At 68.4% G+C, this 14570-nt stretch carries 12 protein-coding genes and 1 pseudogene; 7 read left to right on the top strand and 6 right to left on the bottom strand.

Features of this window, described 5'->3' with window-relative positions; translation table 11 throughout:
• Positions 1–122: 122 nt before the first annotated feature.
• The gene (locus D0D37_RS47460; RefSeq protein ID WP_208720054.1) at positions 123–1550 is read right to left on the bottom strand and encodes a tetratricopeptide repeat protein; all 1428 of its coding nucleotides are present in this window, start codon (positions 1548–1550) and stop codon (positions 123–125) included.
• 99 nt (positions 1551–1649) lie between these two features.
• Here D0D37_RS47460 and D0D37_RS20265 point away from each other — a divergent pair, with 99 nt between their 5' ends.
• The gene (locus D0D37_RS20265; protein WP_116202129.1) at positions 1650–2567 is read left to right on the top strand and encodes a CE1 family esterase; all 918 of its coding nucleotides are present in this window, start codon (positions 1650–1652) and stop codon (positions 2565–2567) included.
• 70 nt (positions 2568–2637) lie between these two features.
• Here D0D37_RS20265 and D0D37_RS20260 read toward each other — a convergent pair.
• A pseudogene (locus D0D37_RS20260) lies at positions 2638–3793 on the bottom strand (FAD-dependent oxidoreductase).
• A 209-nt stretch (positions 3794–4002) separates the two neighbouring features.
• On the opposite strand from D0D37_RS20260, the gene D0D37_RS20255 reads away from it, so the two are divergent.
• The gene (locus tag D0D37_RS20255; RefSeq protein WP_116202160.1) at positions 4003–5367 is read left to right on the top strand and encodes a purine-cytosine permease family protein; all 1365 of its coding nucleotides are present in this window, start codon (positions 4003–4005) and stop codon (positions 5365–5367) included.
• A 40-nt stretch (positions 5368–5407) separates the two neighbouring features.
• Here D0D37_RS20255 and D0D37_RS20250 read toward each other — a convergent pair whose 3' ends face one another.
• Positions 5408–6751: a hypothetical protein gene (locus D0D37_RS20250; RefSeq protein ID WP_116202128.1), complete on the bottom strand. Its 1344-nt coding sequence runs from the start codon at positions 6749–6751 to the stop codon at positions 5408–5410.
• Between the two features lie 49 nt (positions 6752–6800).
• The gene (locus tag D0D37_RS20245) at positions 6801–7829 is read right to left on the bottom strand and encodes a LacI family DNA-binding transcriptional regulator (protein ID WP_162834347.1); all 1029 of its coding nucleotides are present in this window, start codon (positions 7827–7829) and stop codon (positions 6801–6803) included.
• Positions 7830–7960: 131 nt separating this feature from the next.
• On the opposite strand from D0D37_RS20245, the gene D0D37_RS20240 reads away from it, so the two are divergent.
• From D0D37_RS20240 to D0D37_RS20220, 5 genes are all read left to right on the top strand, one after another.
• Positions 7961–9280 carry an ABC transporter substrate-binding protein gene (locus tag D0D37_RS20240; RefSeq protein ID WP_425266957.1) on the top strand — a complete coding sequence of 440 codons (1320 nt, stop codon included), beginning with the start codon at positions 7961–7963 and terminating at the stop codon, positions 9278–9280.
• A 2-nt stretch (positions 9281–9282) separates the two neighbouring features.
• Positions 9283–10263 (top strand): carbohydrate ABC transporter permease, encoded by a 981-nt coding sequence (locus D0D37_RS20235; protein ID WP_116202127.1) that lies wholly within the window; start codon positions 9283–9285, stop codon positions 10261–10263.
• A complete protein-coding gene (locus tag D0D37_RS20230; RefSeq protein ID WP_116202126.1) occupies positions 10260–11114 on the top strand; it encodes a carbohydrate ABC transporter permease in 855 nt (284 codons plus the stop codon). The genes D0D37_RS20235 and D0D37_RS20230 overlap by 4 nt, the downstream gene beginning before the upstream one ends.
• A 2-nt stretch (positions 11115–11116) precedes the next feature.
• The gene (locus tag D0D37_RS20225) at positions 11117–12502 is read left to right on the top strand and encodes a GH1 family beta-glucosidase (RefSeq protein WP_116202125.1); all 1386 of its coding nucleotides are present in this window, start codon (positions 11117–11119) and stop codon (positions 12500–12502) included.
• Positions 12503–12647: 145 nt separating this feature from the next.
• Entirely contained in the window at positions 12648–12881 is a 234-nt protein-coding gene (locus tag D0D37_RS20220) for a hypothetical protein (RefSeq protein ID WP_116202124.1), read from the top strand.
• Between the two features lie 100 nt (positions 12882–12981).
• Here D0D37_RS20220 and D0D37_RS48010 read toward each other — a convergent pair whose 3' ends face one another.
• Positions 12982–13122: a hypothetical protein gene (locus tag D0D37_RS48010; RefSeq protein WP_244223586.1), complete on the bottom strand. Its 141-nt coding sequence runs from the start codon at positions 13120–13122 to the stop codon at positions 12982–12984.
• Positions 13123–13478: 356 nt separating this feature from the next.
• Positions 13479–14327, bottom strand: coding sequence for an ion transporter (locus D0D37_RS20210; RefSeq protein ID WP_116202122.1), 849 nt, complete (start codon positions 14325–14327; stop codon positions 13479–13481).
• Between the last annotated feature and the right edge of the window lie 243 nt (positions 14328–14570).

The raw sequence follows: 14570 nt of genomic DNA, 5'->3' as shown, positions 1-14570 counted from the left end.
GCCGTCGGCCCGGCGCTCGGACTTCGCGCGCTGATCCCGGTCGATCCCGCCGCAGGCATAGGTCCGGACCCACCCCACCGCGGCGGAAAGCGCGCTGCGGCAAGGCGAATCCTGACCTCGGCTCAGTCCTCCTGCGCCAAGACCTGAGCCAAGGTGGCAGCGGCGCTCACCGTCTGCGGATGGTCCTCCCCCAGCGCCCTTCGGCACCTCGGCAGCAGGTCTTCCAGCACCGCAAGGGCTGAAGCTCGGTCACCGAGGCGGAGGTGGATCTGGACCAGGTTGCCGGTAGTCCGCAGGGTGCCCAACGCGTCCGGACCCAACGCGCGGCGGCTTCGGACCAGGACGTCCTCCGTCTGCTCGCGGGCGCGTTCGTATTCGTTCAGCCCCATGTACGCCACGCAGAGGTTGCTCGCGACGGTCAGCGTCAGCGGATCGTCCTCGCCCAGGACGCGGCTCACCCTGGGCAGGAGGTCGGCCAGCAGGTTGCGCGCCTCCGGGTAATCAGTAGTGCCGACCAGGCAACCGGCTAGGCGGTTGGCGGCGGCGAGGGTGTCCGGGTGGTCTTCGCCGAGTGCTGCGGTCCATTCGGCGTGCAGGATGCGACCTAGCGCGGCACCGGGGTGGGCTTGGCCGGAGACGAAGAGGTAGCGCAGTACTCGGATGAGCAGTGCGCGGTATTCCGGCGGTTCGTGGCTGTGAAAGTCCGGTTCCGCGGCAGCCATCCGGACGGCTACCGCGACCCGGCGGTATTCGGGCCACGACTCCTTCAGGTCGGGGTCCAGGTCCAGGTCGAAGGGGATTTCGGCCGCCGAGAACGGAGGCAGCACGGGATACGGCGGCGGTTGTTGCTGATCCCAGAGCGACGCGGGGGCGCCCGCCAGCAGGGTGGCCGGACAGCCCCGTTCGTGGAACAGGTCGCAACCGGAGCTGAGCACCGAATGCGAGCGGCCGGAGAAGAGCGCGGGGACCGGGTACGCGTGGAACGGCTCGCCCTGGTTGTCGATGACGGTGGTGCCATGGCGGCCCGCGCAGGTCCAGTCCACTTCGAGGCGCCACGCGACCTCGTGGGTGGTGGTGATCGGTTCGATCTCGAACTGCTCGATGTCGGTCGCGCTGACGGTGAACGGGAAATCCGGGCCCTGCGCGACCAGCCGGGGCGACGGGGCGTCGAAATCGGTCGTGAACGGGCGCGGTTCCAGGAGCCCGCCGATCCGGACCTGCAGGCAGGCCGGGCGCGGAGGGGTCCGCGAGACGACGACTACCCGCGCGGCTTGCAGGACGACGGCGCGGTTCGTTCTGGCTTCCACGGTGATGATGTGGACGGTCCCGCCGGGAACCGCGACCTGCGGCGGATCGGTGTCCAGCACCAGGTCGGCCAGGGTTCCGCCGGGTTGCAGCCGGACCGAGGCGATGAGCGGGTCGGCCAGATCCGCCGGACTGTCGCCCGATCGGCCGACGTTGATGTCGCCGTGCACCGCCCCGGCCATCACGACCTTGTCGAACTGGCCGCCGGTGATGCGGTTGGCAGAGGACTCTTCCGCGTCCGTCACCCCAGCGAGCCTAGCCGTTAACTCAATGAACGAAAGGTTCGTCCGGGGCCGATCCGGGGTGACTATGGTCGCGCTCGCCCGTCGATCGAGGAGGATCGGATGTCCGGACGTTTCCGTGCAGGCGTTGCCGTGTTAGCGGCGGCGATGGGTTTCGGGGCGCTGCTCGCCGCGCCGGCCTCGGCGGCCGGGGCAGTGCCGACGACCGGATGCGGGCAGGCGGTGGCCGGTGCCGGGACCACGACTGTCGAGCATCTGACGTCCGGCGGGATCGATCGCGAGTACCGGATCTACGTGCCCGCGCGCTACAACCCGCACCGGCAGTATCCGGTCGTCCTCTCCTATCACGGGCACGGCCGCACGGCGGAGTACCAGGAGGAGCTGTCCGGCTTCTCCGGCTCGGACGTGATCGCGGTGTACCCGCAGGGCGTCACCGGCACCGACGGCAAATCCGCCTGGACCGGCGCGCCCTACTCGGCCCCGGTCGACGACGTCCGGTTCACCGGCGACCTGCTTACCTCGCTGCAGCAACGGATGTGCATGGACCCGGCGCGGATCTACGCGGCGGGCAAGTCGAACGGGGGCGGCTTCGTCGGCGTGCTGGCGTGCCGGATGGCCGACCGGATCGCCGCGTTCGCCCCGGTTTCCGGCGCGTTCTACCCCCAGGGCGGTGCCTGCCATCCGAGCCGGAAGGTCGCCTTGCTCGACTTCCACGGCACGGCCGACACCACCATTCCGTACACCGGCAATCCGGCGAAGGGGCTTCCGTCCATTCCGGACTGGTTGTCCGGCTGGGCCGCGCGCGACCGGTGTTTCCCTTACCCCGTCTCGGTTTCTCCGGTGCACAATGTGGTGAAGCAGTGGTGGCCCGGCTGTTCGCTGGTGCATTACCGGGTGGAGGGGGCCGGGCACGTCTGGCCGAGCACGCGTCCGAACAACGACTCCGACACCCCTACCGCGATCGACGCCACTCCGGTGATCCTTCAGTTCTTCAAAGCGCACCGCCTGGCCGGAGCCTGAGTTTCGCGCTGACGTCCGTGAGGGGAACCCTGAGGGACTCAGAGTCCCTGAGGGTTCCCCTCACGGACGTTCACCGCACCGCGGGCTCCCGCTTCTTGGCTAGCATCCGGCGGAACCCGTCGGCCACGGCCTTCGCGGTGTCCTTGCCGTGGTTGGCGGTGATCCGCTTGACCATCTCCGCGGATTCGGCGGCGACCTCCTCGCCGCGGGCGAACATCCGTTCCTCGTGCAGGGCCAGCGCGGTCTCGACGTCGTCCGGGTGCGCGGCCAGCAGTTCGGCGAGGTCGGAGCCGTCGAGCATGGCCAGGTTCGCGCCTTCCCCGTTCGGACCCTGCAGGTGCGCCGCGTCGCCGATCAGCGTCACCCCCGGGGGTCCGCTCCCACCGGAGCACGCCCGGCAGCCGGTAGTGCTTGCGCAGGATCGGCGCGGTGTCGCCGCCGGAGATCAGCTCGCGGATTTCCGGCGCCCAGTCTTCGAACTCGGCCGCGACCCGGGCGAGAGCGGCCGAGGTGTCGAGGCGGGCGAGGTCGTCGAACCACTCCGCCGGCTTGTTCAGCATCGCGTAGGTGTGCAGGGCGTCGCGTTCGCGGTGGACCATGATGCGCCGGCCCGGCCCGGGCGAGCCCATTCCGCCGCCGCCCACGATCTTCGCGGTCGCCGGATGCCGGGTGTCGGCGTCGTAAAGGTAGGTCTCGACGAAAGCCAGCCCCATGTACTCCGGCACCGCGTCGGACAGCAGAGGCCGCACCCGTGACCACGCGCCGTCCGCCCCGACCAGCAGCTTCGCGACGATCGAAGTGCCGTCGGCGAAGGAAACCTCGTGTCCGTCGGCGACCGTGCGGACGCCGCTGACCTTCCGGCCCCACTGGACGACGCCGTCCGGAAGCGAGTCGAGCAGCATCTGCCGCAACTCGCCGCGCAGCAGTTCGGGACGGCCGCCGGTGCCGTCGTCGGGATGGTCCAGCAGGACGGTGCCGTCGGGGTCGAGGATCCGCATCTGCTGGCGGCCCTCGAGAATCAGGTCGCGGAACTCGTCCATGAGACCGGCGGCCTCGACGGCGAGCTGGCCGTTGTAGTCGTGAATGTCGAGCAGTCCGCCCTGGGACCGCGACATCGGCGACGGCTCGGCCTCGTAGACCGTGGCCGGAATCCCGTGCAGGTACAGGACCCGGGCCAGGGTCAGTCCGCCGAGGCCGGCGCCGATGATGGTGACTGGAGTCTGCATTGTTCTCCCCGGTTGGCTGGTGACCTCCGAAGAGTGGCGGGCTTGCCTGGCACCGGCCGCACACTTCGCTGGCAGTCCGCTGCCAGGCGCTGACAGCCAGTCAGGGTCTGGGATCCGAGACACAATCATCCGGCGGCTACTTGGCCGACCGGGCCGCGCTGACGTTGAGTTCGTCCAGCGCATTCACCGAAGATCCGCAGGAGGGGCACGTGGCGGCCACATTGGAGCGACGCTCGATCGACCCGGTGCCCGAGTCCGAGCGACACGGGCATCCGCGGAGCCTGTTCAGCCTGTGGTTCGCCGCGAACACGCAGATCACGTCGGCGGTCACCGGCGCGCTGACCGTGCTGGTCGGCGTGCATCCGCTGTGGGCGATCGTCGCGGTCGTGCTCGGCAACGCGCTCGGCGGCATTCCGATGGCGCTGCACGCCGCGCAGGGGCCGAAGCTCGGCATCCCGCAGATGATCCAGTCGCGCGCGCAGTTCGGCGTGTACGGCGCGGCGCTCCCGCTGGTGCTCGTCGTGGTGATGTACCTCGGCTATTTCGCGAGCGGTTCGCTGCTCGGCGGCCAGGCGGTCGCCCAGATCACGCACCTGCCGACGGACGCCGCGATCGCGGTCTACGCACTCGCCTCGGCGCTGATCGCGATCGTCGGGTACCGGCTGATCCACCGGTTCGGCTGGCTCGCGTCCGCGCTGTCCGTGGTCGTCTTCCTCTACCTGACGATCCGGCTGATCAGCGGACACGACCTCGGCGCCGTGCTCGCCGCGCCGCACCTGGACTTCCCGAAGTTCCTGCTGGCGATCTCGCTGACCGCGTCCTGGCAGCTCACCTTCGGCCCGTACGTCGCGGACACCTCGCGCTACCTGCCGTCGGCGACGTCGGTGCGCGCGACGTTCTGGTGGACGTACGGCGGCACGGTGCTCGGCGCGGTGTGGGCGATGTCGTTCGGTGCGATGGCGTACGCCATCGCCGGGAAAGCGTTCAAGGGCCACGAAGTCGCGTACGTCGTCGGCCTCGGTGGCGAAGCGCTGCTGATCCCGCTGCTGCTGGCCATCGCGCTCGGCAAGTTCACGGTGAACGTGCTGAACATCTACGGCGGCTACATGACCGTCGCGACCGCGCTGACCGGTTTCGGTCGACGCGCAGCGCTTTCCCAGGCCACGCGGATCGCTTACATCGCGGGAGTCGGCGTGGTCGGCGCGGTGATCGCCATCCTCGGCCGCGGGCAGTTCCTGTCGAACTTCGTGCTGTTCCTCGACTTTCTGCTGTACTTTCTCACGCCGTGGAGTTCGATCAACTTGGTCGACTTTTATCTGCTGCGCAAGGAGAAGTACGACCTCGACGCGCTTTACGACCCGAATGGGCGCTACGGGCGCTGGGCTTGGCCCGCGCTGACCGCTTACGTGCTGGGGATCGCGGTGCAGATCCCGTTCGCCAACGTCGACGGCATCTTCGTCGGTCCGATCGCACCGCTGCTGGGCGGCGCGGACATCTCGTGGTTGCTCGGCCTGATCGTGCCTGGTGCGTTGTATGTGGCGTTCATGCGCCGTTCGGCCGCACTTCGAGTGTGAACGTCCGGGCTGAGTTCCGCACTCGCCCGCCGGTTCCCCATCACAGGCCTCTCTCCACCCGAACGAACGGGGCGACGTACAACAGCACCACCGCGACGGCGACGGCCACCCAATACGGCAGAGCAATCAGACTGAGCGCGAGATAGACCACCGCGTCCAGCGCCAGCAGAGCCGGATACCGCCCAGGTTTGGTCCACGGCCGAGCCGCGACAAAGCAGTTCGTCAACGCCCCCGGAACCGCGCCGAGAAACATGATCGGCAGAAATGCGTCCGCCGGGAGTTTCACCATCAGGAACACGGCCGCCGCCACCGCGTGCATGAGCGCGCCGAAAACCCGAGCCGCCGACGGTTCCCGTTCCACCGGCTCGCTCGGGACATACGTCGAGGCAGCGACCTCGTTACGCGCCACCGCTTCCAAGGTCTCCGGATCGCGGCTGCACCTCCGAGCGACCGCGAACACCTCCCGCACCAGCTCCGCGGAAGCGCCCCGCACCTCCGCCAGCGCGACCCCGATGTTGTTCGCCACCACCGCGAGTGCCTCCGAAAGCGACGCCGTGCGCCGGAATTCCGCGCGCGGAACAACTTCTTCGAGGCGGTAGAACAGCGGCGCGGTCTCTTCGATGGCCCGTTTCGCGGCGGCCTGAACCCGGTGCCCGTCCAAATCACCACGCAGGTCTTTGAGCAATGTCTCGACCCGCCGATACGTCCCGTCGGCAATAGCCGCCCGCGCGTCCTCGACTGCGTGCCGATCAGCCCCGAACAAACCGAGATACCCCGTGAACCGCTTCGGTTCAGCCGACCGCGCGGCTAATTCGACCAACGGCGCGAGCAGCGCGTCCGGCAATGCGATCCGCAGGCCGTCCACAGTGGATTCGTCGAGCCGCCGGTCGCCAAGCTTCTCGACCCGGTGGTTCAGATGCCGCCAGAACGATTCACTCCGCAGAACCACCGTCCAGCAACGTCCGGCTTCTGTCCACAATAGATTCGAATGGTCGTTGGTGCGGCCGGCTTCCGCGTCGAGCGCTGCCGCGTGGGTGGCGACTGCGGTGTCGTGCTTCTGGTGGAGCTGGAGCGGGCATCCGCAATCGATGGGCCTGCCCCAGGTCCAGAAGACCTCGTCGACCAGCCGATGTTCGGTGTTGCCGAGCGCGTCGAAGGCGGCCCGCACCTGGTCGGCGGTCGCGTCCGCGGGCACCCCGTCCGGTACCGCGCCGCCGGCTTCGAGCACCCCTAGGACTCGAAGGCGCCGCTCCCGCACCTCTCGCCGAGTCGCGGCCGCGGTGAGGCCGACGATCCGGAACGGGTTGCGCCGGTACAGCTCGGGCGTCGCGACTTCCCGCACCCGCGCCGCGGCGGTCCGGCCGCGCCCCTCGTTCGCTCCCATGCCCGGAAGGTAGGGCGAGACGGCTGGGAGGGGTCCCGGAACAGCGGGACTAGCTGGACTCGCGCACGACCAGCGACACCGGCAAGATCTGCGCACCGGGCGCGACGTCCCCGCCGTCCAGCAGTCGCATGAGCGTCGAGACCATCGCGTGGACCTGCTCACGCGGATCCTGGTGCACGGAAGTCAACGGCGGCGTCATCGCCGGAGCCAGCGCGGCGTTGTCGTCGAAGCTGACCACCGCGACGTCGCCGGGCACGTCGCGTCCGGCGTCCGACAACGTGCGCAGCGCGCCCACCGCCATCATGTCGCTGCCGACGAACACCGCGTCGAGGTCGGGCACCCGCTCCAGCAGCGCGGCCATCGCTTTCGCGCCGCCGGCCAGGGTGAAGTCGGCTTCTTCGGCCAGCTCGGACGGATCGATCCCGGCGTCCACGAGCGTCTTGCGCCAGCCGGCGAGCCGGTCGATCGGCGCGCCCTGATCCTGCGGGCCCGCGATGGTCGCGATCCGGCGGCGGCCGGATTCCACCAGGTGGGTCACCGCCTGCCGGGCGCCGCCCTCGTTGTCGAAATCCACCAGGTGCACGCCCCGGCGCAGATCGGCGGCCTGTCCGCCGAACACGGTGGGCAGCTTCAGCAACCGCAACGCCCGGGGCAGCGGATCGGCGCGGTGCGGGGCGAAGACGAGGACACCGTCGACATGCCCGCCCTCGAGAAACCGCACGGTGCGCCCGAGATCCTCCCGGGTGTCGCTGAAAAGCAACACCATCTGGCAGCCGACGTCGGCCAGTTCCCGGTAGCCCGCGCGCATCACCGCGGTCCGGTACGGGTCGTCGAGCAGCCGGGCTTCCGGCTCCGAAAGCACCACCGCGATCGCGCCGGTCCGCCGGGTGACGAGCGAGCGCGCGGCCTGGTTCGGCGAATACCCGAGATCCCGCGCCGCGGCCAGCACCTTCTCGCGCGAGCGCGCGCTGACGTACGCGTCGTCGTTCAACGCGCGCGACGCGGTGGACCGCGAGACCCCGGCGAACGCCGCGACGTCCTCCAGCGTCGGCCGCTCGTCCTCGGACCGAGGCACCACTCCGCCCACCCCCTGACTGTTGATCGGGCTCAGCTTAACGGCGTCCGACCGGGAGCGCTCCCGGAGACTCCGGCCTTGACATCCCTCGTTACCTGCAACACACTCGGTCGGCATCTGGGAGCGCTCCCAGAATGACTTCCAAGGGGTTGACGACGGTGACAACGTTCCGGAAGGGCCTGGTGCTGGCACTGGGCATCACGATGACCGCGGTGAGCGCCGCGGCGTGCGGCGGCGGCAACGACGTGCCCGCGGCCGCCGGGCCGAACGAGCACGTGGAGCTGACGCTCGCGACGTTCACGGAGTTCGGCTACGAGGCGCTGATCCCGGAGTACGAACGGCTGCACCCGAACATCAAGATCACCCACCGCAAAACCGGGCAGGGCGGTCCGTACGCCCAGGACATGATGACGAAGCTCGCCGCCGGTTCCGGACTCGCCGACGTGCAGGCCGTCGAGGAAGGCCACCTGTCGGACATCCTCAGCAAGTCCTCGAAGTTCAACGACCTGAGCAAGATCGGTCCCGCCGACGTTTCGCCGGACCGGTGGCTTTCGTGGAAATACGAGGCGGGCAAAGACAAAAACGGCAAGCTCATCGGCTACGGCACGGACATCGGCCCGCTCGCCATGTGCTACCGCAAGGACCTGCTCGCCGCGGCCGGGTTGCCCAGCGACCCGGAGGCGGTGAAACCGCTGTTCGCGACCTGGGACAGCTATTTCGCGGCCGGCGCGCAGTACACCGCCAAAACCGGCAAGGCGTGGTTCGATTCGGCCGCGCAGAACTTCAACTCCATGGTCAACCAGCTGCCGGTCGGCTACCTCGACACCAGCGACAAGCTCACGGTGGAGAACAACCAGGGCATCAAGGACGCCTGGACGAAGGTGACCGACGCGGTCGCGAAAGGCGAATCGGCGAAACTCACCGCGTTCAGCAACGAATGGAACTCTGGATTCAAGCAGAGCGCGTTCGCCACTAAGGCTTGTCCGGCGTGGATGCTCGGGGTGATCAAGGAACAGGCCGGGCCGGACAACGCGGGCAAATGGGCGGTCACCGCGGCATTCCCCGGCGGAGGCGGCAACTGGGGCGGCTCGTACCTGACGGTGCCGACGCAGAGCAAGCACCCTCGGGAGGCCGCTGAGCTGGCCGCCTGGCTCACCGCGCCGGAGCAGCAGATCAAGGCGTTCGAGGCCAAGGGCAACTTCCCGAGCCAGGCGAAGGCACTCGAAAGCCCGCAGCTGCTGAACGCCACCGACGCCTACTTCGGCGGCGCGAAGATCGGCGAATTGTTCGCCGAGCAGGCGAAGAAGGTGGCGAAGCCGCAGTACAAGGGTCCGAACGACGGCCAGATTCAGGAAAACGTGGCCAGCCCCGCGTTGCAATCGGTGGAACAGGGCGCTTCGGCCGCCGACGGCTGGCAGCGGTTGGTCGACGGCGCGAAGAAACTCACCCGCTGACGATGACTGTCACCGACAAGACTGCCCCGGAAAGCCGGGCCACGACGCGGCAGCACACCGCGGCGCGGCCCGGCCTCCGCGACCGGTTAGCGAGATGGGATGTCAAAGTCTCGCCGTATCTTTACGTCGCGCCGTTTTTCATCGTGTTCGCCGTCGTGGGCATGTTCCCGTTGCTGTACACCGCGTACGTGTCGCTGTTCTCCTGGAAAGCCGGCGACGACAACCCGGACTTCATCGGGCTGGACAACTTCAAGGAACTGTTCGCGGACACGCAGTTCTGGCACGCGCTGGAAAACACCGTCAGCATCTTCCTGCTGTCCAGCGTGCCTCAGCTGATCATCGCGGTGCTGCTCGCCGCGGTGCTCACGCTGCGGCTGCGCGGCGCGACCAGTTGGCGGGTCGGCATTCTGCTGCCTTACGCAGCGAGCCTGGTGGCGCTCGGGATCATCTTCGCGAACTTGTTCGGCCCGCGGTACGGACTCGTCAACGGCGTGCTCCAGACGTTCGGTCTGTCCCCAGTGGACTGGCAGGCCAACCGGTTCGCCAGCCACGTCGCCATCGCGATCATGGTGAACTGGCGGTGGACCGGCTACAACGCGCTGATCGTTCTCGCCGCCATGCAGGCCATTCCGAAGGAATTGCACGAGGCCGCGCTGATCGACGGCGCGGGAACCGTGCGCCGCTTCACCCACGTGACGTTGCCGCTGCTCAAACCCACGCTGATCTTCGTCACCATCACCTCGACGATCGGCGGGCTGCAGATCTTCACCGAGCCCAAGCTGTTCGACGCGATGCCCGGGTCGAACAACGGCGGTTCCACCCACCAGTTCCAGACCGTGACGCTGTATCTGTATCAAACCGCTTTCGAGAATTTCGATCTCGGCTACGCGTCCGCGATCGCGTGGGTGTTGTTCCTGATCATCGTCGTGATCGCACTGATCAACTACTTCGTCACCGGGCGGCTCGCGGGAAGGCGCACATGAGCGTGCAATTCGATTTGCGGGCGCGCGCGGCCCGCCTCGGCAAGCCGCGCAAGGCGACCTACGGCGTGCTGATCGTTTTCGTGCTCGGCTCGCTGTTCCCGTTCTACTGGTCGTTTCTCGTGGCCAGCCGCGACAACGGAATGCTCACCGAACGGATCCCGCCGCTGCTGCCGGGCGGCAACTTCTTCGCCAACGCGGCACGGGTTTTCGACACCGTGCCGTTCTGGCGGGCACTCGGGAACAGCGTCCTCGTGTCCGGCACGGTCACGCTCACCACGGTGCTGTTTTCATCGCTGGCCGGCTTCGCCTTCGCCAAACTGCGCTTCCGCGGCCGCAACGGCTTGTTCGTCTTCATCGTGGTGACGCTCGCGGTGCCGACCCAGCTCGGCATCATCCCGCTGTTCATCGCGATGTCGAAACTCGGCTGGGCGGGCGGATTGCAGTCGGTGATCGTGCCGAACCTGGTCACCGCGTTCGGCGTGTTCTGGATGCGGCAGTACACAGTGGACGCTTTGCCGTACGAGCTGATCGAAGCCGCTCGCATGGACGGGTGCAGCATGATCCGGGTCTTCTGGAACGTGTGCCTTCCCGCCGTCCGCCCGGCCGCGGCGATTCTCGCCATGTTCACGTTCATGACGTCCTGGAACGATTTCCTGTGGCCGCTGGTGGTGCTCGACGCGGGCAATCCGACCGTGCAGGTGGCGCTGGAAAAGCTGCAAAGCGGTTACTACGTCGACTATTCGCTGGTGCTCGCGGGCACCACGCTGGCCACGATTCCGATCCTCATCGTCTTTCTCCTGCTCGGCCGCCAGATCGTGGCCGGGATCATGCAAGGCGCCGTGAAAGGGTGACCATGTCCGCACAGCCGATCCCCGACGTGCTCGCGTTCCCGGACGCGTTCGTCTGGGGCGCCGCCACGGCGGCCTTCCAGGTCGAAGGATCGACCACCTCCGACGGTCGCGAGGCTTCCGTCTGGGACACCTTCGCCGCGCGCCCGGGCACGGTCGTCGGCGGCGACACCGGCGACCCGGCGGCCGACCACTACCGCCACTACGCCGACGACGTAGCGCTGATGCGATCGCTCGGGCTCACCGCGTACCGGTTTTCCCTTTCCTGGCCACGAATCCTGCCGCACGGCAAGCCGGAGCCGCGCGGACTGGAGTTCTACGACCGCTTGGTCGACCGACTGCTGGCCGCAGGGATTCAGCCGTGGGCGACGTTGTATCACTGGGATCTTCCGCAGTCGCTGGAGGACCGCGGCGGGTGGACCGCGCGCGACACCGCGTACCGGTTCGCCGAGTACGCCGAGACCGTCGCAGCCCGGCTCGGCGACCGCGTGGCGAGCTGGTCAACGCTGAACGAACCGTGGTGCGCGGCGATGCTCGGCTACGGTTCGGGCGTCCACGCCCCGGGCCGGACGTCGCCGGAGGGGGCCGTGGCCGCGGCGCATCACCTGCTGCTGGGGCACGGGCTGGCGATGGACGTGCTCCGGCAGCACACCAGCTCCCCGTCCGGGATCACGCTCAACCTGTACCCGGTCGTTGCGGACTCGCCGGACGACCCAGCCGACGCCGACGCCGCCCGCCGGATCGACGGACTGCAGAACCGGTTGTTCCTCGACCCGCTGCTGCGCGGCGGCTATCCCGCCGACCTGCGCGAGGACCTGGCCCGGTTCGGCTTCGACACCGTGGTGCGCGACGGCGACGAGGCGGTGCTCGGCAAGCCGATCGACTGGCTGGGCGTGAACTACTACCGCGGCTACCGGGTGGCCGGTTCGGCACGGCCGGGAAGCACCCTGGCGGGCCGGGAATGGCCGGGAGCCGACCAGGTGCACTTCGTCCCGGACCCGGCCGCGCCGCGCACGCATTCCGGTTGGGAGGTGCAGCCCGCCGGACTCACCGAATCGCTGCTGCAGGTGCATCGGGACTATCCGCCGGTGCCGTTGTACGTCACGGAGAACGGCGCGGCGTACCAGGACGTGCTCCGCGACGGTGAGGTCTCCGACGGCCAGCGCATCGCCTTCCTCGACGCGCACCTGCGGGCCGCGCACGCCGCGCTCTCCCACGGAGTGGATCTTCGCGGCTACTTCTACTGGTCGTTGCTGGACAACTTCGAATGGGCCGAGGGGTACGCGAAACGCTTCGGCCTGGTGCACGTCGACTACCGCACCCAGCAGCGCACGCCGAAGCGAAGCGCACGGTGGTATGCGGAGGTGATCGCGCGCAACGCGCTCACCTGAGCCGGGCGTGACCTACTCCCGGGTTTTCTCGCGTCGCCGGGAAGGACTTTCTCCGCGTTTTCGCGTCACGACCTGCGGGCGCGGCCGTCGGACCAGTGCCGGGGCCGCCCCGAACGGCCCCGCGAGCGGAGACGGGGAGTGTCCGATGACGGTGCGAAGCCGGGTGGCCGACGAGGTCACCACATGGCTGACCGGGGAATTCGCGGGCCGAGTGCCCGCCGAAGCGGTCAAGGTGGTGGTGCGAGCGACCGGACGGGACCTCGACGGCAGAGTCGTCGCGGACGACCGCGGCGATCTGCTCTACCGAGTGGCGCGGGGCCGGCTGGTGCGGATGCTCGCCGCGCCGGACGAGCCGCGCATCCCGCGTTCGCGCCGGTAAGCACGATCAGGGCGACGGTCCCCCGTTCGGGGACCGGGCTCCGTTGGTGGCTCAAGGTCACCGGGCGCGCGCCGACCGTGTCCGGCGCGGCTGGGAACCGTTACGACCCCGGCAGCACCCGGCTGCTCAGCGGGGCGTGCGAGCGCTCCGGCGGCCACCAGACCTGCGCGGGCGGCGGGGGAACGTCATCGTCCGGAAGTTCGAGCGCGTCCGCGCCGCTCTGCCAGCGGTTCCAGTGCACGGAGCACAGCCCGCGCCACAAGGAATCCTCCGCACAGTCCCGCCGACGGCACCTGCGTACCTGCTGCCCGCTATCAATCACGTCCACGACTCCAAACCAGCGCTCAACCTCCCCGCCGGCTCCAGTCTGCCCCGGCACCGGCGGGAACGCCCCGTACTCGCGCCAACACAACCCTTGTGCAGCAACGGAACGAGAGTTCTCACCTTACTCCAGGCGCCGATGCGCGTACCGCGCGACCACAGTGCACTCTTTCAGCGGTTGACGGTTCACCGCTCGGCCGTCGAGCCCGAATACTTTGTGCCGCAACGGAGAGTCAGCGCGCGACGGCGCACGGTAGGTATGTCCACAATGGATGATCAACCGCGTGGATGGTTGGCGTCGTACTCGTGCGCGGCAGTGCGCTGGGTGCGGGTGCGCAGGAGCTGCTCCTCCGACGAGTCGTCCACATCGGCCAGTCCGAGCGCGACCGCACGGCGGATCTGTTCGCGGTTGTCGCGCACGACGGAGGAAAAGAAGTCGTCGATGCGCGGATCCAGCAGGACTTCCAGCAGCACGCGGAAGGACGTGTCCACGGTGGCGCGGACGATCTCGTCGTGGAAGGGGAGCCTGCGCAGTTTGCCCAGCTGCGGGTCCTCGGAGATCTTCTCGGTGATGATGGCGCGCAGCTCGGTCTTGTTCTCGCTGAGGGATTTAGCCAGGTTCTCTGGGTAGTTCCCGGTTTCCAGCACCTTGACCACCTCGTCCAGGACGGCGATCGTGACCGGCTTTTTGATGGCGCGGACGATTGGTTCGGAGAGTTTGTCGACCAGGCGGTAGGTGAACTGCTCGCCTACGGCGCGGTCGGCGGCTCGGCCCAGACGGATGATCAGGAGGATTACGCCCAAGACGTGGTGGTTCGCGGTGAAGGCCGGGTGCGCGACGGGGATCATCGCGAAGACTTCGTACCAGGTTCGGGCCAGGAAGGCGGCTCGCCAGCCTTGTTTGCGCCAGCGGTGGAGGAGTTCCAGGAAGAAGATGCCGCAGATGGTGCAGTCCGCGATGAAGAACCAGTGGCTGATGTCCGACGGGGGCGGGCTGATCAGGAGCCAGGCCAGCATTCCGGCGGAGATCAGGGCCAGGGCGAGCATGATCCAGTCGTCGGCTCGGACGTTGCCGGGGAGGATTCCGCTGTTGAGTTCAGCGGGTGCTGAACGGCCGGTGGTCATGCTTGCTCCCCTGGTTCTGGCTTGCGGCTGCCGGGGGTGATGATTCCATGGGTCGGCTGGTGGGGCTGGGATCGCTGGGGGCGTTTTGGACGGCTCGTGCTTCGCACATCGCGGGGGTGGTTGCGTGGGGCACCCCGAAGCTGATTGTGCTGACGGTCTGAGGGTGGTTGTCAAGGCGGGAAAGATGCCTTGACAACCACCCTCAGACCGCAGGGAAGGCTTCGTATCGGGGTGCGGGGGTGG

Origin of the sequence: Amycolatopsis circi, from assembly GCF_003385235.1 — a bacterium.
Taxonomy (GTDB): Bacteria; Actinomycetota; Actinomycetes; order Mycobacteriales; family Pseudonocardiaceae; genus Amycolatopsis; species Amycolatopsis circi.
This window is presented reverse-complemented; position numbering and strand designations above follow the sequence as displayed.

Excerpts from the sequence above, each read along its gene's own strand:
- D0D37_RS20265 (WP_116202129.1), top strand. The coding sequence starts at position 1,650 with ATGTCCGGACGTTTCCGTGCAGGCGTTGCCGTGTTAGCGGCGGCGATG.
- D0D37_RS20250 (WP_116202128.1), bottom strand. The coding sequence starts at position 6,751 with ATGGGAGCGAACGAGGGGCGCGGCCGGACCGCCGCGGCGCGGGTGCGG.
- D0D37_RS20240 (WP_425266957.1), top strand. The coding sequence starts at position 7,961 with ATGACTTCCAAGGGGTTGACGACGGTGACAACGTTCCGGAAGGGCCTG.
- D0D37_RS20235 (WP_116202127.1), top strand. The coding sequence starts at position 9,283 with ATGACTGTCACCGACAAGACTGCCCCGGAAAGCCGGGCCACGACGCGG.
- D0D37_RS20230 (WP_116202126.1), top strand. The coding sequence starts at position 10,260 with ATGAGCGTGCAATTCGATTTGCGGGCGCGCGCGGCCCGCCTCGGCAAG.
- D0D37_RS20225 (WP_116202125.1), top strand. The coding sequence starts at position 11,117 with ATGTCCGCACAGCCGATCCCCGACGTGCTCGCGTTCCCGGACGCGTTC.
- D0D37_RS20220 (WP_116202124.1), top strand. The coding sequence starts at position 12,648 with ATGACGGTGCGAAGCCGGGTGGCCGACGAGGTCACCACATGGCTGACC.
- D0D37_RS20210 (WP_116202122.1), bottom strand. The coding sequence starts at position 14,327 with ATGACCACCGGCCGTTCAGCACCCGCTGAACTCAACAGCGGAATCCTC.